Annotated in this window: 16 protein-coding genes; 2 read left to right on the forward strand and 14 right to left on the reverse strand. The window is 64.3% G+C overall.

The annotated features are described in order from the left end of the window. Window positions 1–96 precede the first annotated feature (96 nt). The 14 genes from DRF71_RS21885 to DRF71_RS21950 all read right to left on the reverse strand — a co-directional run bounded on the left by DRF71_RS21885 (window position 97) and on the right by DRF71_RS21950 (window position 18,255). Entirely contained in the window at window positions 97–1,695 is a 1,599-nt protein-coding gene (locus DRF71_RS21885) for a GMC family oxidoreductase (protein ID WP_112312627.1), read from the reverse strand. After that, window positions 1,695–3,341 carry an amidohydrolase gene (locus tag DRF71_RS21890; protein ID WP_112312628.1) on the reverse strand — a complete coding sequence of 549 codons (1,647 nt, stop codon included), beginning with the start codon at window positions 3,339–3,341 and terminating at the stop codon, window positions 1,695–1,697. Before DRF71_RS21890 ends, DRF71_RS21885 begins: the two co-directional genes overlap by 1 nt. Before the next feature lie 65 nt (window positions 3,342–3,406). Continuing rightward, the gene (locus DRF71_RS21895; protein ID WP_112312629.1) at window positions 3,407–4,435 is read right to left on the reverse strand and encodes an extracellular solute-binding protein; all 1,029 of its coding nucleotides are present in this window, start codon (window positions 4,433–4,435) and stop codon (window positions 3,407–3,409) included. 31 nt (window positions 4,436–4,466) lie between these two features. After that, complete coding sequence (locus DRF71_RS21900; protein WP_112312630.1) at window positions 4,467–5,264, reverse strand: ABC transporter permease; 798 nt, start codon at window positions 5,262–5,264, stop codon at window positions 4,467–4,469. After that, window positions 5,261–6,154: an ABC transporter permease gene (locus DRF71_RS21905; protein WP_112312631.1), complete on the reverse strand. Its 894-nt coding sequence runs from the start codon at window positions 6,152–6,154 to the stop codon at window positions 5,261–5,263. Before DRF71_RS21905 ends, DRF71_RS21900 begins: the two co-directional genes overlap by 4 nt. Continuing rightward, complete coding sequence (locus tag DRF71_RS21910; RefSeq protein ID WP_112312751.1) at window positions 6,151–7,224, reverse strand: ABC transporter ATP-binding protein; 1,074 nt, start codon at window positions 7,222–7,224, stop codon at window positions 6,151–6,153. Before DRF71_RS21910 ends, DRF71_RS21905 begins: the two co-directional genes overlap by 4 nt. Before the next feature lie 8 nt (window positions 7,225–7,232). Next, window positions 7,233–9,314, reverse strand: coding sequence for an oxidoreductase (locus DRF71_RS21915; protein ID WP_112312632.1), 2,082 nt, complete (start codon window positions 9,312–9,314; stop codon window positions 7,233–7,235). Between the two features lie 321 nt (window positions 9,315–9,635). After that, window positions 9,636–11,126 carry an aldehyde dehydrogenase gene (locus DRF71_RS21920; protein WP_112312633.1) on the reverse strand — a complete coding sequence of 497 codons (1,491 nt, stop codon included), beginning with the start codon at window positions 11,124–11,126 and terminating at the stop codon, window positions 9,636–9,638. Window positions 11,127–11,139: 13 nt separating this feature from the next. Next, window positions 11,140–12,099 (reverse strand): LysR family transcriptional regulator, encoded by a 960-nt coding sequence (locus tag DRF71_RS21925; RefSeq protein ID WP_112312753.1) that lies wholly within the window; start codon window positions 12,097–12,099, stop codon window positions 11,140–11,142. A gap of 160 nt (window positions 12,100–12,259) precedes the next feature. Continuing rightward, window positions 12,260–13,672: an aspartate ammonia-lyase gene (locus tag DRF71_RS21930; RefSeq protein ID WP_112312755.1), complete on the reverse strand. Its 1,413-nt coding sequence runs from the start codon at window positions 13,670–13,672 to the stop codon at window positions 12,260–12,262. 68 nt (window positions 13,673–13,740) lie between these two features. Next, window positions 13,741–14,973, reverse strand: a complete 1,233-nt coding sequence (locus DRF71_RS21935; RefSeq protein ID WP_112312634.1) for a flavin-containing monooxygenase — start codon at window positions 14,971–14,973, stop codon at window positions 13,741–13,743. A gap of 217 nt (window positions 14,974–15,190) precedes the next feature. Next, window positions 15,191–16,141: a hydroxymethylbilane synthase gene (hemC, locus tag DRF71_RS21940; protein ID WP_112312635.1), complete on the reverse strand. Its 951-nt coding sequence runs from the start codon at window positions 16,139–16,141 to the stop codon at window positions 15,191–15,193. 116 nt (window positions 16,142–16,257) lie between these two features. After that, on the reverse strand, window positions 16,258–16,800 hold the full coding sequence (locus DRF71_RS21945; protein ID WP_112312636.1) for a hypothetical protein: 543 nt from the start codon (window positions 16,798–16,800) through the stop codon (window positions 16,258–16,260). Window positions 16,801–16,896: 96 nt separating this feature from the next. After that, window positions 16,897–18,255 (reverse strand): NAD(P)-dependent oxidoreductase, encoded by a 1,359-nt coding sequence (locus tag DRF71_RS21950; RefSeq protein WP_112312637.1) that lies wholly within the window; start codon window positions 18,253–18,255, stop codon window positions 16,897–16,899. A gap of 323 nt (window positions 18,256–18,578) precedes the next feature. On the opposite strand from DRF71_RS21950, the gene DRF71_RS21955 reads away from it, so the two are divergent. Further along, window positions 18,579–19,139, forward strand: a complete 561-nt coding sequence (locus tag DRF71_RS21955; RefSeq protein WP_112312757.1) for an NAD(P)H-dependent oxidoreductase — start codon at window positions 18,579–18,581, stop codon at window positions 19,137–19,139. A gap of 18 nt (window positions 19,140–19,157) precedes the next feature. Next, window positions 19,158–20,249 carry a dimethylsulfone monooxygenase SfnG gene (sfnG, locus tag DRF71_RS21960; protein WP_112312638.1) on the forward strand — a complete coding sequence of 364 codons (1,092 nt, stop codon included), beginning with the start codon at window positions 19,158–19,160 and terminating at the stop codon, window positions 20,247–20,249. Window positions 20,250–20,300 lie beyond the last annotated feature (51 nt).

The raw sequence follows: 20,300 nt of genomic DNA on the forward strand, positions 1-20,300 counted from the left end.
CCTGTGTTTCAGCGAAACCTATGCCGCGAGGATGGCCCGCCGCGTCATGCGGCAGGGACTGGGCACCGCGCCATGCGGCGGGGACTGGGCAGCGCCTCACGCGGCAAGGATCGCCCTTGCCGCCTTTTCGCCGATCATCTGGCTCGGCGCATTGGTGTTGCCGCCGATCAGCGTCGGCATCACCGAGGCATCGGCCACGCGCAACCCGTCGATGCCATGCACCTTCATCGTCACCGGATCGACCACTGCCATCGCGTCAGTACCCATCTTCGCGGTGCCCACCGGGTGATAGACGGTCAGCGCCTCGGCCCTAAGGTAAGCGAGGATCTCGTCATCGGTCTGAACCGCAGGCCCGGGCAGGACCTCGCGCCCCCTGAGGCCGGCCATCGGTGCTGCGGCAAAGATGCGGCGGGAGAGTTTGATCCCCTCGACCAGCACATGCGCATCGCGGGGGTCGCTGAAAAAGCGGTGGTCGATCTCATGGGTGACGCCCGCGCCGTCGCGCCGCAGCCGGATCTCGCCGACCGAGCGCGGCCGCAAGACGCAGGTATGCACCGCGAAACCATGGCCCCATTCGACCAGCCTGCCGCGATGGCTGCGATAGCCGGGGACGAAATGGAACTGCACATCCGGCAAATCGTTTTCCGCCAGGGCTGTGCGGGCAAACCCACCGGCGACGACGTAATTCGTCGACAGCATCCCCTTTCGGCTTGCGGCGAAGCGGAAGGGCGCGGCCAGCAGGCTTGCCGCATTGCGGACCGAAAAGCCGAGCGTCCGGGTCGAATCCGACCTGACCGTGATCATGCCGTCGACATGGTCGCGCAGGTTCTGGCCGACGCCGGGCAGGTCATGGACCACCTGGAGCCCCTGCCCCGCAAGCGCCGCCCCCGGCCCGATCCCCGACGCCATCAGCGCCATGGGCGTGCCGATTGCGCCCGTCGAAAGCACCACCTCGCCCCGGCACCGGATGGTCTGTACCACACCACCCCGCAAAACCTCGACCCCGGTGACGCGGCGCCCCTGCAGGATCAGCCGCCTGAGGTCAGTGCCGGTCATAATGGTAAGGTTCGCCCGGCCCTGCACCGGCTCCAGATACGCATTATAGGCGGAAAAGCGGATGCCGTTCTTCTGCGTCACATCATAGACGCCAAGGCCCAGCTGGCTGTCGCCGTTGAAATCGGTGTTCCTTGGCAGGCCGAGCGTCTCGCCCGCGCGGATGTAATCCTCGCAAACCGGGTTCGGGTCTTTCGGACGCGCCACGATCAGCTCGCCCTTGGCGCCATGGAGCCGCGGGTCCTGGCCGACCTGGTTCTGCTCGAGGTCTTTGAACAATGGCAGCACATCCGACCAGGCCCAGCCCTGACAGCCAAGCGCCGCCCATTCGTCGTAATCCGCCGCTGCGCCGCGAATATAAAGCATCGAGTTCAGCGAGGACGAGCCCCCGAGCATCCGCCCCCGATTGACCGGGATCTCACGGTTGTTCAGTTCGGGCTGTTTCACCCCGGTATAGCCGTAATCAAAGCGTTTGCGGCCATACATAGCCAGAATTCCCGCCGGCACTTTCACACGGATATCGCGATCCGAGCCGCCGGATTCGATCACCAGCACACGCGATTTCGGATTGGCGGAAAGCCGGTTCGCCAGCACGCAGCCCGCCGCCCCGGCGCCGATGATGATATAGTCAAAGCTGTCCATCAGAATGTTCCATATGTGATTTTGCCGGCGCAGATGGTCAGCGCGACTGTGGCCGCGCGCGCATCTGTCGCAAGGTTTTCGAGGCTGCCATCAATCAACACCAGATCGGCGTCATAGCCCGGGGCCAGGCGCCCGGCCCGGGTCTCATTGAAATCGGCAAAGGCGCCGCCGGTCGTATAGGCGGCCAGGCATTCATCAAGACTGATGCGCTGGTCGGGCATGTCATCCGCCCAAAGGCGGCGCGTCAGGGCGCAATGGATCGCGTAGAGCGGCGACAGCGGCGAGACCGGCCAGTCGGTGCCGAAAGCCAGCGGCACATCGCGGGCCAGGATCATCGCCCAGGGGAAGGCGGTGGGCCAGCGGGCGCGGCCCATGATGGTGGTCGTCGGCTCCAGTGGCAGCCCGGCGGACCCCGGCGGATGCACCGGCTGCATCGAGGCGGTGATGCCAAGGGGTTTCAGCCGGTCAAGGTCATCGGGCGTGATGGTGTCGATATGTTCGATCCGGTGGCGGGCATCGCGCTTACCATTGGCAAGGGCCGCCGCCTCATAGCCGTCGATCACCGCGCGCACCGCGCCATCCCCCACCGCATGGGTGGTGATCTGAAGGCCCCTGCGGTCGGCCTCGACACAGATCCGGTTGAACAGATCCGGCGGGATCAGGGGGTCCGATCGGAAACCGGGCCGGTCGGGATAATCGGTGACGGTCAGCGCGGTCCAGGTGTCGAATACCCCGTCCATGAACAGTTTGATGCGGCCAAAGGACAGCCAGCCGGGCACTTCCGCGCCGAAATCACCGATCCGGGCAACGCCTTCGACGCCGTCTTTCGCCTCAAGCATCAAAGGCAGGCTGACCCTGACCGGCATCTCACCCGCGAGCGCCAGATCGCGCATCAGCCCGGCCTGCCAGGCATTGCCGTCCATATTCACCGCGCGGGTGATGCCAAGGCTCGCGCAATAATCGCCCGCAGCCCGGATCACTGCGCGGTCATGGTCGCGCGCGCCGGCGGTCTCCTGCCCGGTCATGCGGTAATCCATCGCGTCACGGCCCTGCAGGGGCGAGAGCATCTTAACCCTGTTCATCGCCGCAAACTCGCGCAATTCACCACTGGCGAGACCATCCGCCCCCATCACCACCTCAGACCCGGGGCCAGGATCGGCGCCATGGAGGATCCCGGCCAGTTCCAGCGCGCTTGTATTGGCCCAGGCACAATGGAGATCGGTCGCGATCAGGCAAAGCGGGCGATCCGGGATGATGCGGTCAAGGATGTGGCGGTCGGGGCGCGTCCCCTCGCCAAAGATCACATAATTCACCGCATAGCCGAACAGGATGCCGTCGCCGGGTTGCGTGGCGGCGAAATCCGTCAGCGCCGCACGGACCGGATCAAAGCCGAACAGCGCGCCCATATTCAGCATCGAAAGTGCTGCGCCGCCCATCATCAGATGCAGATGACTCTCGATAAAGCCGGGCATCAGCGCGCGCCCTCCGGCGTCGATCACCCGGGTCTCCGCCCCGATATGGGTGCGGATCGCCGCATCATCGCCGGTTGCAAGGATGCGCCCCGCCGCCACCGCAATCGCAGTGGAGCCGGGGGCGGCGAAAAGCGGGCGCATATGTGCGTTCAGGATCACCAGATCGGCGGACATCTTCCCCTCCGGCCAAAACGGGAAAGGGGCCGGGATCGCTCCCGGCCCCGGTCAGGCAAGGCGGCTTATTGCAGCAGCTGGGTCCAGACCCGGTTCACCAGATCCTGAGCCGCAGGCGAGCAGGTGCGCGAGAATTCAATCGGCACTTCGATGAACAGCTCCGGCGCGTTTTCCGGCGTGTAGATGATATCCTCGGCATTGACCTTCATCGGCGAGGAATAGGCGTAGTAATTCATCTGCGCGGTGGCATTTTCCGGACGCGACATGAACTCGATGAACTTCACCGCATTCTCCTGGTTTGGCGCGCCTTTCGGGATCACCATGGAATCGATCCAGCCCACCAGCCCCTCTTTCGGGAAGGCAAAGGCAAAGGGCGCCCCGCCCTTGCGGGCTTTCAGAACCTCACCCTGCCACCAGAAATGCGACAGCACCTCACCCGAGCCCAGACGGCTGGCGATATTGTCCGAGGAATAGGCGGCAACTGCGGGCTTTTGCGCCATCAGAAGATCCAGCACGCGCTTCATCTCATCGGGGTCTTCCGAACAGAAAGGCACGCCAAGATAAAGCTGCGCCGCGCCGACCACCTCATCGGGATAAGACAGCATGGCGATCTTGCCAAAGAGCTCTCCCTCGGGCTCGAAGAACACTTTCATCGAGTCGGTCGGGCCTTTGTAGAGATCGGAATTGATCGCGAAACCGGCCGTGCCATAGGCGATCGGGATCGAATATTCCTGGGTCTCATCCCACCACTGATTGCGCCATTTTTCTTCGATATTGTTGAAGGCCTCGAGCTTGTTTGCCCCGTAATTCTCGATCAGCCCCTCATCGATCATCACACGCAGGAAATGCTGCGAGGGGGTCGAGAGGTCATAGCCCGAAGACCCCGCCTGCAGCTTGGTCAACAGATCCTCGTTCGAGGTATAGCTGTCGACATTGACCTTGACATCGTACTCTTTCGAAAACGTCGCGATCAGTTCGGGATTGATGGAATCCGCCCAGACATAAAGGTTCAGATTGCCCTCAGCCTGAGCGGCGGTGCCAGTGGCGGTGGCGGTGATCAGCGCAAGGGCCGATGCGGAAAGCAGGGTTTTCATAGTCACATCCTCTGTTGGTTTCTTTGGTTTTTCAGGGTTTTGTGCCGCGCCGCGCGACCAGAAGTGCTGCGGTGGCAAGGATCAGCGAGGCCAGGATCATCAGCGTGCCGATGGCGTTCAGCTCGGGCGTGGTGCCGGACCGGATCAGCGAGAAGATATAGACCGGCAATGTGGTGGTGCCGCCCGAGGCCAGCATGTTCGAGGTGATGAAGTCATCCATCGAGATCAGGAAGGCGAGCATCGCGCCGGAGAACACGCCCGGGAAGATCAGCGGCAGCGTCACCCGGCGGAAGGTGGTCCAGCGGCCGGCATAGAGATCGGCGCTGGCCTCTTCGAAATCGAGGCTCATGCCCTGCAGCCGCGCCCGGATCGGCAGGAAGGCAAAGGGCGTGCAAAAGGCGGAATGGGCAAGGATCAGCTTCAGGAGCCCGTTTTGCAGCCCGACCAGCGAGAAGAGGATCAGGCTCGCCACTGCCAGCACGATCTCGGGCAGTAAAAGCGGCAGGTTCACAACCGTCTCGGACAGGCGCCGAAACCGCACATTCTTGCCCCGGATGATCGCCAGCGCCGCCATCAGCGCCACGCTCGTCGCCACCGCCGTCGCGATCAGCGCCACCGTGACCGAAGTTTTCAGCGCATTCATCAGCGCCTGGTTCTTCAGCGCCGAAGCATACCAGTCGAGGGAAAATCCGGTCCAGACCCCGGCGATGCGGTTCGCGTTGAAGGAATAGACCACCACCACCATCAGCGGCAGATAGAGCCAGACGAAGAATACCAGCGTCAGCCAGCCAAAGCCCGGATAACGTTTCACATCATGGCTACGGCTCATGCGCGTGCCTCCATCCCGGCGGTCCGGCGTGCGGCACGCAGCGCGGTGACGATCAGGAACAGCATCACCAGCCCCATCAGCACCATGGCAATCGCGGCACCAAACGGCCAGTTGCGCCCGCCGCCGAATTGCAGCTGAATGAGCGAGCCCATCATCATCTGCTTGCCGCCGCCCATCAGCACAGGCTCCAGCACCGCGCCCAAAGCGGGAACGAAGACGAGAATGGCGCCCGAGACGATCCCCGGCGCGGTCAGCGGCAGGATCACCCGGCGGAAGGTGGTGAAACGGTTTCCATGCAGGTCATGCGAGGCCTCGATCAGCGTCAGATCCAGCTTTTCGATCGAGGCATAGATCGGCAGCACCATCAGCGGCATGCAGGTATAGACCATTGCCACCAGTGTCGCGCCATCGTTGAACATAAAGCTCGTCCCCGGCGCGAGGCCGAAAGTCTCCAGAAACCGTGGCAGGGGGCCGTCTTTGCCGAGGATGATCATCCAGGCATAGACCCTGAGGATCATCGAGACCCAGAAGGGCAGCGTCACCAGATAGACCAGGATCGCGCGCATCCCCGGCGTCTGGCGCGAGATATACCAGGCCACCGGCAGCGCGAAAATCAGGCAAAGCGCCGTCGTGGCACCCGCCAGCAGGAAGGTGCGGCCAATGATGATCAGATATTGCGGGGTGAATTCCAGTTCCCCCGACCAGCCCTCGTTGAAGAGGATCTGGGCATAGCCCGCCGGGTTGAAATCCCAGGTGAAACCACCATGCGAGCCGCGCGTCGCGACCGAAACGGCGGCGATGATCAGGATCGGCAGGATCAGCGCGAACCCCATCAGCGCCCAGGCCGGCAACAGTCCCCAGAAGGGCAGATTGTTCGCAAGCCGCCTCATGATGCCAGCACCCGCGCGGATCCCGGCAGGAAACCGATGGTGACATCCGCCCCCGTCGCCACCAGATCGCCCTGGCGCGACGCATTGCGGCGCGAGGCGCGTAAGGTCACCCCTCCGGTCTCCAGCGTATAATGGGTGAAGCCGCCCATGTAATTCTGGTTCACGACACGCGCGGCCAGCGTGATGCCTCCGGCGGCCTGATCACCGAGATTGATCTTTTCCGGCCGGATCGACAGCGTCGCGCGGCCCTTTTGCGCCGCGCCGGTCGCGGGCACCCCGAAGGTGCCAAGGGGCGTGCGGATCGTGGCCTGACCCTCACGCGAGTCCAGCACCTCGACATCGAGGAAATTGGTCTCGCCCACGAAATCCGCGACGAAACGGTTCACGGGTTCTTCGTAGATCTGCGCCGGGGTGCCGATCTGCTGCACCTCACCCGCGCCCAGGACCGCGATGCGGTCCGACATGTCGAGCGCCTCTTCCTGGTCATGGGTGACGAAGACAAAAGTGATGCCGGTATCGCGCTGCAGATTGCGCAATTCATCGCGCATCGCCTGGCGCAGCTTCAGATCCAGCGCCGAAAGCGGCTCATCCAGCAGCAGGATCTCCGGCTCGGGCGCCAGCGCGCGGGCCAGCGCCACCCGCTGCCGCTGCCCGCCCGAAAGCTGGCCGGGCTTGCGGGTGGCCATTGCCGACATATGCACGCGCTCCAGCATCTCGCCGGTGCGGGCGCGGATCTTTGCCCGCTCCCAGCCAAGGTTTTCAAGGCCGTAAGCGACATTCTGTTCCAGCGTCATATGCGGAAACAGCGCGTAGGACTGGAAGACCGTATTCACGCGGCGCTTATGCGGCGGGATCTGCGTCACCTCGCGCCCATGCAAGAGGATCGAGCCCTGATCGGGGGACTCGAACCCCGCCAGCATCCGCAAAAGCGTGGTCTTGCCGCAGCCCGAAGGCCCCAGCATGGTGAAAAACTCATTCTCGCCAATGTCGAAGCTGACCGATTTCAGCGCCTGATAGGTGCCGAAATGTTTGGAAACGCTTTTGACCTCGACGGCCTTATCCCTGTCCATGGCCATCCTCACAGCGGTTCAAGTTCGGTGACTTCGCGGCGGAACGGCAGCGCGTCGCCGATATCGGGCATGTCCAGTTCGCGCGCATAGCGGTGCCCGGCATAGGTGGCCCAGGCGATGGGCGCAGGGGCTGCGGCATCACCGATCAGTTTGACGGAACGGATACCGGCATCGGCCCAGTCTGCCTCTCTCGCGACCAGATCATTGTAAAGTGCATCATCGCCAAGGCGCGAGGCGACCATCACCACGGCATCCGCCTCGATCTGCTGGCGGCGGTCGGTATAGGTGCAATTCACCTCAACCGACGCGCCACGCACCGCCGTCATGCCGGTGTTCAGACGGATATCGACGCCCAGCTCCGCCAGCCGCAGATGGATCGCGCCCTGCTCCAGCGTGTTTCTGGTCCAGTCCGAGACATAGGCCGAGGGCGTCACCAGGGTCACCGTCGCGCCCGCCTTCGCCATCACCTCGGCCATGACGCCGCCCATGTAATAATGGTCATCATCATAGACCACGACGGTCTTGCCGCTCAGGTCCTGGCGGTGTTTCCCGGCCATCACATCATCGGGCGTCCAGAGGGCCATGGCACCGTCGATCTCCATCGGCACCACATGCTGACGCGCCACGCCATCGCGGCGCCAATGCGCACCCGTGGCGATACAGACATTCTGGAAGCCGAATTCCAGGATCTCTTCGGCGCCAAGGCGGCTGTCGAAATAGGTCTCGACATTGGGGCGCTGGCTGATCTGGTATTGCCGGTAATCAACGACGCGCCCCCAGGCGCTCAGCCCCGGCAGCAGGCGTTCACGCGCCACGCGGCCACCGAGAATCGTCGTCGCCTCGGCCAGCGCGACGTCATAGCCGCGCAAGGACAGCGCGCGCGCGGCCTCAAGGCCCGCAGGGCCGGAGCCGACGATCAGCACATTCTGGCTGTCGCCTTTGGCGTTCATCTTCTCGGGATGCCAGCCCTTCCTCCACTCCTCCATAAAGGTCGGGTTCTGGGTACAGCGGCTGATCGACATCGTCATATCGCCGGTGATGCAGATATTGCAGCCAATGCATTCGCGGATGTCTTCCACCCGCCCCTCGTCAATCTTTTTCGGAATGAACGGGTCGGCGATCGAGGGCCGCGCGCAGCCGATGAAATCGAGCACCCCCTGACGGATCATCCGCGCCATCACATCGGGGGAGGTGAAACGGCCCACGCCGACAACCGGCTTCGACGACAGCTCGCGAATGCCGGAAACCAGCACCTCCTGCGCGGCTTCCTCTTTGAACCGCGACGGGCCCGAGCAATCCTCCCAGGCGCCCTGGGCCAGATCCCAGAGATCGGGCAGATCGGCATTCATCTCGACAAACTCACGCACCTCGGCATTGGAAAAGCCGAGATTGCCGATATTCTCGTCAAGGCTGACCCGCATGGTGATCGCCATCGTATCGCCCACCGCATCGCGGATATCGGCGACGACCTCGCGGGCAAACCGCGAGCGGTTCTCCAGGCTGCCGCCATATTCGTCGGTCCGGTGATTGGTGGCGCGCGACAGGAAATGCTGGAAGATCCCGAAACCATGCGCGCCGTACAGGCAGATCAGGTCAAACCCGGCGATTTTCGAGCGTTTCGCGGCATTGACGAACCAGCGCCGCAGGTCGGTGATATCGGATTTCGTCATTGCCCGCGCCGAGACCGGGTCATTGGTGAAGGTCCGGATCGGCAGCGCCGAGGGTGCCAGCGGCACCTCTTTCGTGTAGAAATTCGGGCCGTTGATGCCGGAATAGGCCAGCTGGATACCGGCCAGCGCGCCATGGGTCTTCATCGCATCCGACATGCGGCGCAGCCCCGGAATATCCTTGTCCTCCCAGAGCCTCAGCTCGATGAAAGGGGTGATTTCCGAGGTATGGTGCATCTCGGTCTGCTCGGTGAAGATGACACCCCAGCCGCCTTCCGACTTGATCCCGCGCATCGCGGCGGCGGCCGAGGGATCGCGGTAGCCGCCCCCGTTGCAATGCGGCACCTGGTAGAAACGGTTCTTCGCCACCAGCGGGCCAATGGCCAGCGGCTCGAACAGGATGTCATATTTCGGGTCGCGCATCTGGGGACGTCCTTGATGCCTGAAGGGGATAAAAGCGGGATCTGTCCCATAGGATTGCCCGCGCAGGGTCTGGTAAATGATGGGTTTCGGAAGCCTTGGTTAGACTGTGCCTAATCAATGTCGCGAAGACGCCAGGCCGAGACGCGGACCGGAGGACCGGACCGCGAACAAAGTGTAAAACATTGTAATAACTAACATTTCAACCGGGCGCCATTAAAGGCATCGCCCGGCACCCGCTACCCCGCCGCAAGGCAGGGCAATCACCGGTTTCTGGCCGGGGCAGACCGCCCCGGCCTGTGCCTCAGGAAGAGGCGGATTTGCTCAGTATTTGATCCAGATTGTTTTCAGCGCCGAGTATTTGTCAAAGCTGTGCAGCGACAGATCGCGGCCGAATCCCGATTGTTTCATCCCGCCAAAGGGCGTCATCGCCGACAGCGCATCCACCGTATTCACCGATACCGTGCCGGCATGAAGGCGGTCGGATACCGACAGAGCCCGGCTCAGATCCCGCGTCCAGACCGAAGCGGCAAGGCCGTATTCGCTGGCATTGGCGATCTGCAGCGCCTCCTCCTCGCTGTCGAAAGGCGTCACCGCCAGCACCGGGCCAAAGACCTCCTCGCGGGCAATCCGCGCCGTGGGCGCCACATCGGCAAAGATGGTGGCACCGATATAACAGTCTGATCCGTCGCGGGTCTCGCGCGTGCCTCCATGAACCAGCCGCGCCTCGGCTTTGCCGATCCCGATATACTGCGCCACCTTGTCGGCATGCGCCTTTTCGACCAGCGGCCCCATGCGGGTGGCCAGATCCATCGGGTCTCCCAAAGGCCAGGCGGCGGTAGCCGCGATCAGCTTTTCGGTGAACTCCTCCTGCACCGCGCGCGCGATGAGGATGCGGGAATTGGCGGAGCAGACCTCGCCCGAGTTGAAGAGGATGCCGAAAGCCGCCATCTGCGCCGCCTGGTCAAGATCGGCATCGGCGAAGATCAGGTTCGGCGATTTGCCTCCGGTCTCAAGCCAGACCTGCTTCATATTGCTTTGGGCAGCATAATTCATAAACCGCTTGCCGGTCGCAGTCGAGCCGGTGAAGACCAGCGCATCGACATCCGGGTGCAGCCCAAGCGCCTGGCCCGCCTCGGCCCCGTAACCCGGCACCACGTTCAACACGCCATCGGGCAGCCCGGCCCGGGAGGCCAGCTCCGCCAGAAACAAGGCCGACAGGGGCGATTGCTCGGCCGGTTTCAGCACCACCGAATTCCCCATCGCCAGCGCCGGCGCCAGTTTCCAGGTCGCCATGTCGAGCGGGAAGTTCCACGGCACCACCGCGCCCACCACCCCCAGAGGGGCGCGCCGGATCAGCGCCAGGTCGCGGCCCCCGGTCGGCGCAACCTCGTCATAAAGCTTGTCGATGGCCTCGGCATGCCACTGAAAGAAATGCGCCGAGCCCGGCGCGTCGATGGTCGAGCTGTCGCCGATGGGTTTCCCCATATCCAGCGTCTCCAGCAGCGCAAGCTCAGCGATATTCTCGCGGATAAGGCCCGCCAGTTTCAGCAGCACCTCTTTGCGGGCCGAGGGCGTCTGGCGCGACCAGCGCCCGTCCTCAAAGGCCCGCCGCGCCGCCGCGACTGCCAGGTCGATATCCGCCGCCATGCCGCGCGACACTTCGGTCAGAACCGCGCCATTCGCCGGGTTCACCGTGGCAAAACACCCGCCCCCCACCGCATCGCGAAACGCCCCGTCGATATAAAGCTGGTTGCGAAAGCGCAGGCTGCCTGCGCGGGCGCGCCATTCGGCGGAGGTGGCGGGAAGGGTCATGGTCTTGCTCCTGTCAGGTCTCGGGTGGCGTCTCGGGAGGCATCGAGAGGCGGCGGATCCCGGGATGCACCCCGTCCTTCAGCTTCTCGCTGCAAAATTCGATGAAGCGGCGCACGGTCAGCGATTTCGCAGCCTCGCGCATGGTGATGATCCCCAGCCGCATCGGGCGCAGATCGCCGCTGATCGGGATGTCGATCAGCCGGCTGCCATCCAGCGCCAGTTCAATCGCGGGGCGGATATTGGCGATGGAATAGCCGAAGCGATTGGCAACCAGCGCGCGCATCACCCAGATATCGCGGGTGCGTTCGACGATATTCGGGCTGCATCCGGCATCGCGGAACAGTGAGATGAAATAGCTGGCGCTATAGGGCAGATCGAGGAGGATCATCGGGTGGCTGGCCAGATCCGCCATGCTGACACTGTCATTGCCCGCCAGCGGATGACCCTCGTGCAAGACGGCATGGGGCGGCAGGGCGCCCAGCTCATGGAATTCCATATCCGATGGAATATCAAGATCATAACTGAGCGCGAGATCGAAACGTGCCAGCCGCAGCCCCTCGATAATACCCGCGTGATCCAGCTCGTTTTGCGCGAACTCCACTTCCGGGTAGCTTTCACAGAAGGTGCGGCGCAGCGCCGGGATCACAACCTGGGCAAAGGTCATCAGGCAGGCGACATGCAAAGGGCCGCGCACCTGACCCGTCACCTCATTCGAAAGCGCATTCAGCTGCGCGGCCTCGGTCAGGATGCGTCGCGCCTGCTCGACAAAGCTGCGCCCGGCCTGGGTCAGCGACAACCCATGCGCGTGGCGGCGCACAAACAGCGTGATGCGGAATTCGCGCTCCAGCTGCGAGATCGCCGCCGAAACCGAAGGGGCCGAGACATTCACCCGCTCGGCTGCTTCGGTGACCGAGCCGAAATCCCCCACCGCCACCAGATATTCCAGCTGCCTGAGCGTGAACCTGAGCGCCATGCCTGCCCCTTTCCGATCCCCTGTTGCCGCCCGATCATAGACCAGACCGCCCGCCGGCTGCGAGACTTGCGCGGGGCCGGCGACAGAATTCTGGGCAGGTACAGCGGCGGTGATCATCGCGCTGGCCTCTTGCGGCAGGAAATGGGCATCGGGGCACCCCTCACAGCGACGGCACGCGGGCCAGGGGGCGGGTCAGGTTTTCGGGGCTGAGAATAGTGCGCAACAACGCCTCGGGCAAAAGCCCGCGCTCCAGCGCCAGGTCGCAGATGCCACGGCCAGAGGCAAAGGCCTCGCGGGCGAGATCGGTCGCGTTCTGGTAGCCGATATAGGGGTTCAGCGCGGTGACAATGCCGATCGACTGCGCGAAAACGCGGTCCAGCACCGCGCGATTGGCGGTGATGCCGGTGACGCAATTGGCCCGCAAAGTCTCGCATCCCGCCGTCAGATGCCGGATCGAGCGCGAGACCGACCAGGCGATCACCGGTTCAAACGCATTCAGCTGCAACTGCCCCGCCTCGGCGGCCATGGTGATGGTGATGTCATTGCCGATCACCTCGAAAGCGATCTGGTTCACCACTTCGGGGATCACCGGATTGACCTTGCCCGGCATGATCGAAGACCCCGCCTGGCGGGCAGGCAGGGTGATCTCGTTGAACCCGGCGCGCGGGCCGGAGGACAAGAGCCGCAGATCGTTGCAGATCTTCGAGAGCTTGACCGCAACCCGTTTCAACACACCCGAGACCTGGACAAAGACGCCGCAATCCTGGGTGGCTTCGATCAGATCCGGCGCGGTGATCAGCGGGATGCCGGTCAGTGCCTCCAGATGCGCGCGGGCGCGGGCGGCATAGTCGGGATGGGCGGTGATGCCGGTGCCGATGGCGGTGGCGCCGAGATTGATCTCGCATAGCAGCGCCCGCGCCTCGGTCAGCCGCGCCACATCCTCGCCCAGCATGGTGGCAAAGGCGCCGAATTCCTGGCCGAGCGTCATCGGCACCGCCTCTTGCAGCTGGGTGCGCCCGATCTTGAGGATATCCGCGAAGTCCAGCGCTTTGGCGGCGAAGGCGCCTTGCAGCGTCGCCAAAGCCGGGATCAGCCGGCCGATCCCCATCCAGGTCGCCAGCCGCAACGCGGTCGGGTAGACGTCATTGGTGCTCTGGCCGAGATTGACATGTTCATTCGGATGCAGCGTTGCGTAATCGCCTTTGGCGCGCCCCATGATCTCCAGCGCGCGATTGGCGATCACCTCATTGGCGTTCATATTGGTCGAGGTGCCGGCGCCGCCCTGGATCTGATCGACGACGAACTGGTCATGCAGCGCACCGGCCATGATCTCACGGGCAGCGGCGATGATCGCCCCGGCCCGTACCGTATCCAGCAGGCCAAGGTCGCGATTGGCCTCTGCCGCAGCCAGCTTGATCGCCGCCAGCGCCCGGATCAGATCGCCCTCTTCGCCGATCACCCGGCCGGAAATCGGGAAATTCTCCTGTGCGCGCAGGGTATGGATGCCCCAATAGGCAGCCCCGGGCACCTCGCGCGGGCCAAGAAGGTCATGCTCGATTCGAATGTCGGACATCATGGCTCCGGCCGGCAGAGGGATCCCCCCGGGGGGCTGCCCCCGGGTGGCGGTTCGCGAAATGGGGGTCAGGCCGGCGTCACCCGGGCCGCAGCGATATGGCCGGCAAGGCTGTCGGCATCATGCCAGACCCCCCAGATGAAGGAGGACCCGCGCCGGGACAGCCAGGGCAGGCCGAGGAAATACAGCCCCGGCACCGGCGAGACACCGTTTTTATGCTGCGGGCGGCCGCGCTCGTCGAAGATATCGGCCTTGATCCAGCTGAAATCCAGCGCATAGCCGGTGGCCCAGAGGATGGTGGTGATCCCCTCTTTCGCCAGATCCAGCGCCAGCACCGGATCGGTCAGGCAGCCAGGGTCCGCCCCGATCAGATGGGCACCGGGTTCAGGCGGCAGGTCGAGGCCATGCTTTGCCACATGGGCATCGGCCTGTTGCAGAAGGCCCAGGTAATTCGCATCGCCCATGGCGACATTTTTCGCCAGATCGGCGGCGAAATGCATCACGCCATTCTCAAAGCGCGCGGTCATGCCGACCAGCCCCATCCCCGCGCCCGCGAGGCGGCGGAAATCGACGGTCTGGCCGCCATGGGCACCGCTGACCGCGATGGTCACATGTTCGGTGCCGGGCGCCGGGGTGGTGGTGTCCCAGATGCCAAGCGCACCCAGCCACCAGACGAAATCCTTGCCGCGGTAGCGCCTCGGCGGGCGGTCATGCGGCCCGACCGAAAGCCAGACCTTGCGGCCGGCGCGGCGCAGCTCATCCGCGATCTGCACGCCGGAAGATCCCGCGCCCACCACCAGAACGCCGCCTTCGGGCAGCTGGCCGGGGGTCTTGTAGCCATGCGAATGCAGCTGATGAATGCCGGAGGAGGCCGGCACCACCGGCGGGATGATCGGCTTCTGAAAGGGGCCGGTGGCGGCGACGACGTTCTTCGCCTCGATCACGCCCTGCGAGGTCTCGACCCGGAAGCCGCCCGGCTGCGGCGTAAGCGACGTCACCGTCACGCCGCAGCGCACCGGGGATTTGTTCTGCGCCACGCAATCCTCAAAATATTGCGCCACCCGGTCGTGATGGGCAAAGGCATCCGGGTCCAGATCGTCGAAATTCAGCGAGGGAAAACGGTCATGCCAGGCCGGGCCATTCGCCACCAGGGAATCCCACCGTGCCGTGCGCCAGCTTTCCGCGATGCGGTTCTTTTCCACCACCAGATGCGACAGGCCGCGCCGGCCCAGATGCTCGCTCATCGCGACACCGGCCTGGCCGGCCCCGATGACGAGAGTATCGACTTTTTCGACGGACATTACGGCTTCCTCAAGCGGATTGGGTTCAGTGTGACCGCCGGAACGGCCGGTCGCCTGAGGAAATGATGCCGCTGAAAAACCTGATTTGCCTATGAGCCTTTCTTGCAGCCCTGATTAGGGAGGGTCTAAGCCGCAGCCCGGCGCCGAAGCAGCAAACGCGCTGCCCGCAGAACGGGCAATGCTTACGGCGAAGGCCGGCAGCCTTGCCATCACCCCCTCAGCCGCAGGGACGTTTCCAGTCGAAAAAGTCAGGGCCGGCGCGGCCCAGCAGATCGCGCGCAAGGCTTGCGCCAAGCGCGGCTGCGTCCGGGGCGGGGCATGTCCCCCCGACCGTCAGACGCCCGGCCCCATTGGTGCGCAGGATCTCGCCCCGGAAATGGATCACGCCATCGGTCAGCCGCGCAAGGCCGGCAATCGGCGTCTGGCAATTCCCTTCCAGCGTGGCAAGAAAGGTCCTCTCGCAGGCCATTTCCCGCTCGCAAACCGGGTCATGCAGCGGCATCAGCAGATCGCGCACCCAGAGGTCGCCCTTGCGGCGCTGGATCGCCAGCGCGGCCTGACCGACAGCGGGCAGCATCTCTTCGGTCTCGATGATCTTCCAGCCGTGATCCTTCATCCCCAGCCGGTTCAGCCCGGCCAGCGCAAGGAAGGTGCAATCGGCCAGCCCCTGTTCCAGTTTCGCCAGCCGCGACTGCACATTGCCACGGAAATTCACGATGCGCAGATCGGGGCGGGCGAACAGCGTCTGCGCGCCGCGCCGCATGCTCGACGTGCCGACCGTCGCGCCCGGAGGCAGATCGTCAAGGCTGCGATATTTATGGGAAACCAGCACGTCGCGCGGGTCTTCGCGGGGCAGGAAAATATCCGAGACGAGGCCATCGGGCTCGGCCACGGCCATATCCTTGACGCAATGCACGGCAAGGTCGATGCGACCATCCAGCAGCGCCTCTTCCAGCTCTTTGGTGAACAGCCCCTTGCCACCGATCTCTTTCAGAAGCTTGTCAAGCACCCGGTCGGCCGTGGTCTTGATCACCACGATCTCGAAAGCCTCGACCGGCAGATTATGCCTTGCGCGAAGCCAGTCGCGGGTCTGGAACGCCTGCACCAGCGCCAGCGGCGATCCGCGCGTACCGATACGAAGAGGAGTGCTGGCGTCAGGCTGTCTCATGGCGCTTCCGATAGGCTGGCAAAGCTGCGCTGGCAACTGGAATCATTCTCAAACGGACGGATTGCCGCGACGCGATTTGTCGCAGCGAAGGGTCCGTCAGGCCCCGGCTGTCGGGATCAGCCGCCGGCAGCCGCCCGCATCCGGCCAGCCTCGCTGTCATGGTCGATCAGATTGCGCATCAGCATGACGCCGCCCATGAATTCGACGCCGCCGGCCATGGAATCCATGATCACCTTCACCGTCTCATCGGCGCCGATCGCATTGCCATCCAGCGCGATTTCCGACGGCAGCTCCACCACGCCAAGCGTCGTCATGGTCTTATAGGCCTGGCTCAGATGCGGGCAGGACCATTCCATATGCATGGTCAGCGGGCATTTGATGAAGAGCCCGGGTTTTGTGTGCCAGAGCTTCAGCTCATTGCGGTCCTCCAGCGCGAAGGACAGCTCCACCGCGCTGTTGAGACGGAATTCCTGCTGGAAGATGCGGCGCGCCACCTGTTCGCAGCCCTGAAGCAGCGTGTCGAAATCGGTCGATGCCAGCGGCACCACCACCTCGCCGCTGCCATTGCCACTGTAGCGGACGCGGAGTTCACGCGCCCCTTCCGGAGTCGTCCCGATCTTCGCCGAAGCAATCGAAAGGCTGTAAGTCTGCACTGACATGACGGGATTCCTGATATACGCCCGATATACGCGCGCCCAATATAGGCCGCGCAGCGCCCGGTCACAACGGTTTCCCCAGGGATTTCCCGCCGCGGTTCAGCCTTTCCAGGGACCGGCCAGCCCCGCCTCGCGCATCAGCGTCGAAAGCCGGTTCGCGGCCAGAACCAGCGCCTCGCCCTGCGAGACATTCCCTGCCTCAAGCCGTGCCATCCCCGCCGCGAAATCGGCGGCGGCGGCCCCTAGCCCGCTGCCGGCGACACGCGCCAGATCCGGCTTTGCGACGCCGCCAAGGCCTGCCGGCGTCAACGGGCCGCCATCGCTATAGCCCTCGGGCAGGTCGCCTTTCAGATTGCGCACCACCCGGTTCCGGATCGCCTCCAGCAGCTGATCCGCCGCCTGGATCGCGCCGGCCACCCGGGTCGGGTGATCGGTATCGGCCGCCGCATGCGGCAACAGCGAAAGCCGCGCGCCATGGCGCGCGACCAGGGCCAGATAAGGTTGCATCGGCCCGGACAGCGCGCCCGCCGCGTCGCTGAACAGATCCGCATCAATCGCCGCGAAACCAACCTGGCCCGCGCTCAGCGCCCGGTCCAGCGCCGGGATATCCACCAGCTCGCCCCGGTCATAGTTCAGCAGCACCGCGCCCGGCGCGAGCGCGGCCAGCACCGCCTCATTGATCAGCCCGGCATTGGCAAAACCCTCGGGCCCCTTCGGCCCCAGCCCCAGATGGACCGAGAGTGCATCCGCCCCGATTGCTGCCTCCTCGGGGCTGGCGGCCCAGCGAAACCCCTCGCTCTGGATCCAGAGCCGGTGACGCGGGCGGGCATGGATCACCACCTCCATCCCGAAGGCGCGGGCCAACAGCGCCACCTCGCGCCCGATATTGCCGTAACCGATCACCGCGAGCCGCTGCCCCTCCAGCTTGCGCGTCGGATATTGCGCCAGGTCGCGGCCGGTATCGAAGCGCCCCGCCACCACCAGCGCATGCAGCGCCTCGACCGGCAGATCGGGCCGCTGCCGGATCAGCGCCTTCATCACCATCTGCGCCGTTGCCCGCGCATTGATCCCGGGCGTGTTCATCAAAGGCGCTGCGCCCCCCAGCCCGTCACCGCCGCCCCAGCTGGCCGATCCCATATTGCCGGTGCCGGTGCCGATCCGCACCCCGCCCAGATCGAACCGCGTCCCGGCGGGCAGAAAGGTCGCCGCCGCGATCACCGCGTCGTAAAGCCCATCCCCCGCCTCGGCGATCAGCGCGTCGCTGGTCGAGAGATGCGGCATATAGAAGAAACCCGCCCTGCCTTCTTCCGCCCGCACCGCCCTGGCCGAGCCGATATGGAACCGCCCTCCGCCGCTTTCGACATGGGCGCGAAAGCCCGAGCAATCCGGCTCTCCCGCCGCATCAAAGGCAAGGCCAACAAGGTCGGCCACCAGAATCTTCGGGCTGTTGCGGGTCATCCGGCGCTCCTTTTCGGGCAGTCTCCATCACAGAGCCGGGCCAGGGATCCTCTGCAAGCGATTTTCACCGCCCATCCGAGGATGACACGAAAAAATTCCCCTTCTGCGATGCAGCATTTCCCCCCTTCGATGCGACGACAGCGCAGATCCTTCCCCCGGTACGGCCAGATCCGGTTGATCGAGGCGCCGGATCCGCTGCCCCTGACGGGCGCATTTTTGTATATTGCGGAAGAAACTGTCTGCGTTTTGGTTGAATTTGGAATGGCTTGTTCCGGGCATCGGGTTTTATCACGACGGGACTGGTCGGGATTGAGGAAAGCCGGATGTCTGAACTTCATATCGTGGGCCTTGCCGGCAATATCACCGCGCCGTCGAAGACGCGGGCGCTTGTCGGGCAGGCGCTTGGGCTGGCGGGGGATGCGCTTCATGCCCGCACCACCCTCTTTGACATCGCCGATTTCGGCGAGGATCTTGGCCGGGCGCGCCGGGCCGGCGATCTGGCTCCGGGGGCGCAGCGCAATCTCGAGACGCTTTTGCGCGCCGATGCGCTGATTGTGGCGACGCCGGTTTACAAGGGCTCTTACCCCGGGCTTTTCAAACATCTGATCGACCTGATCGACCCTGCTGCGCTGATCCGCAAACCGGTGCTGATCGCGGCCACCGGCGGCGGTGAGAAACACGCGCTGGCGGTCGAACACCAGCTGCGCCCGCTCTTCGCCTTTTTCGAGGCCCGGCTCCTGTCGACCGCCGTGCATGTCTCGGATCGCGACTTCTCGGAAGGGCGGCTGGGCGACGGCCCCGCGCTCGACCGGCTGGCCCGCGCCATCGAGGAATTCACCACGATTTTCCCCGGCGCCGCCCGCATCCGCGCCGCCGCCGAATAGATATTCAGGAGCCCCCCCATGACCGCCGATCCCGTCAGATTCGCCTATTGGGTGCCCAATGTTTCGGGCGGCCTCGTGATCTCGACTGTCGAACAGCGCACCAGCTGGACCCCCGAATACAACCGCAAACTGGCGCAGATCGCCGAGGCCGCCGGCTTTGACTACGCGCTGAGCCAGATCCGCTTTACCGCCGGCTATGGTGCTGACAATCAACATGAATCCGTCTCGTTCAGCCAGGATCTTCTGGCCCATACCCAGCGTCTGAAGGTGATTGCGGCGCTGCTGCCAGGCCCCTGGAACCCGGCGCTGGCGGCCAAGCAGATCGCCACCATCAACCATCTTTCCGGCGGGCGGATCGCGGTCAATGTGGTCTCGGGCTGGTTTCGGGGCGAGTTCGCCGCGATCGGCGAGCACTGGCTGGACCATGATGAGCGCTACCGCAGATCCGAGGAATTCATCCGGGCGCTGCGCGGCATCTGGGCCGAGGAAAGCTTTACCTTCCGCGGCGATTTCTACCGCTTCAACGACTATAGCCTCAAGCCCAAACCTCTTGATCCGCAACCGGAAATCTTCCAGGGTGGCTCGTCGCGCGCGGCGCGGGACATGGCGGCGCGCGTCTCGGACTGGTATTTCACCAACGGCAATACCCCCGAGGGGCTCCGTGCCCAGGTCGATGACATCCGCGAGAAAGCCGCCGCAAACGGGCACAAGGTGAAGGTCGGCATCAACGCCTTCGCCATCATCCGCGAGACCGAGGCCGAGGCCCGGGCGGTCTTGCAAGAGATCATCGCGAAGGCGAACCCCGAAGCCGTGGCCGGCTTTGCCGGCCAGGTGAAAAACGCCGGAAAGGCCAGCCCCGAAGGCGAGGGAAACTGGGCGAAATCCTCCTTCGAGGACCTGGTGCAGTATAATGACGGCTTCCGGTCAAACCTGATCGGAACCCCCCGCCAGGTGGCCGAACGCATCGTCGGCCTCAAACAGGCAGGCGCCGATCTCGTGCTGCTGGGCTTCCTCCATTTCCAGGAAGAGGTCGAATATTTCGGGAAACACGTCATCCCAATCGTCCGCGAAATCGAAACAAAACAAAAACAAAACATCGCCGCCGAATAAACGCGATACCCAAACCCCATGGTCGGCCCGATATGCCGGCGGCCCGCTGCC

The sequence above is a fragment of the Pseudogemmobacter bohemicus genome, assembly GCF_003290025.1.
Lineage (GTDB): Bacteria > Pseudomonadota > Alphaproteobacteria > Rhodobacterales > Rhodobacteraceae > Pseudogemmobacter > Pseudogemmobacter bohemicus.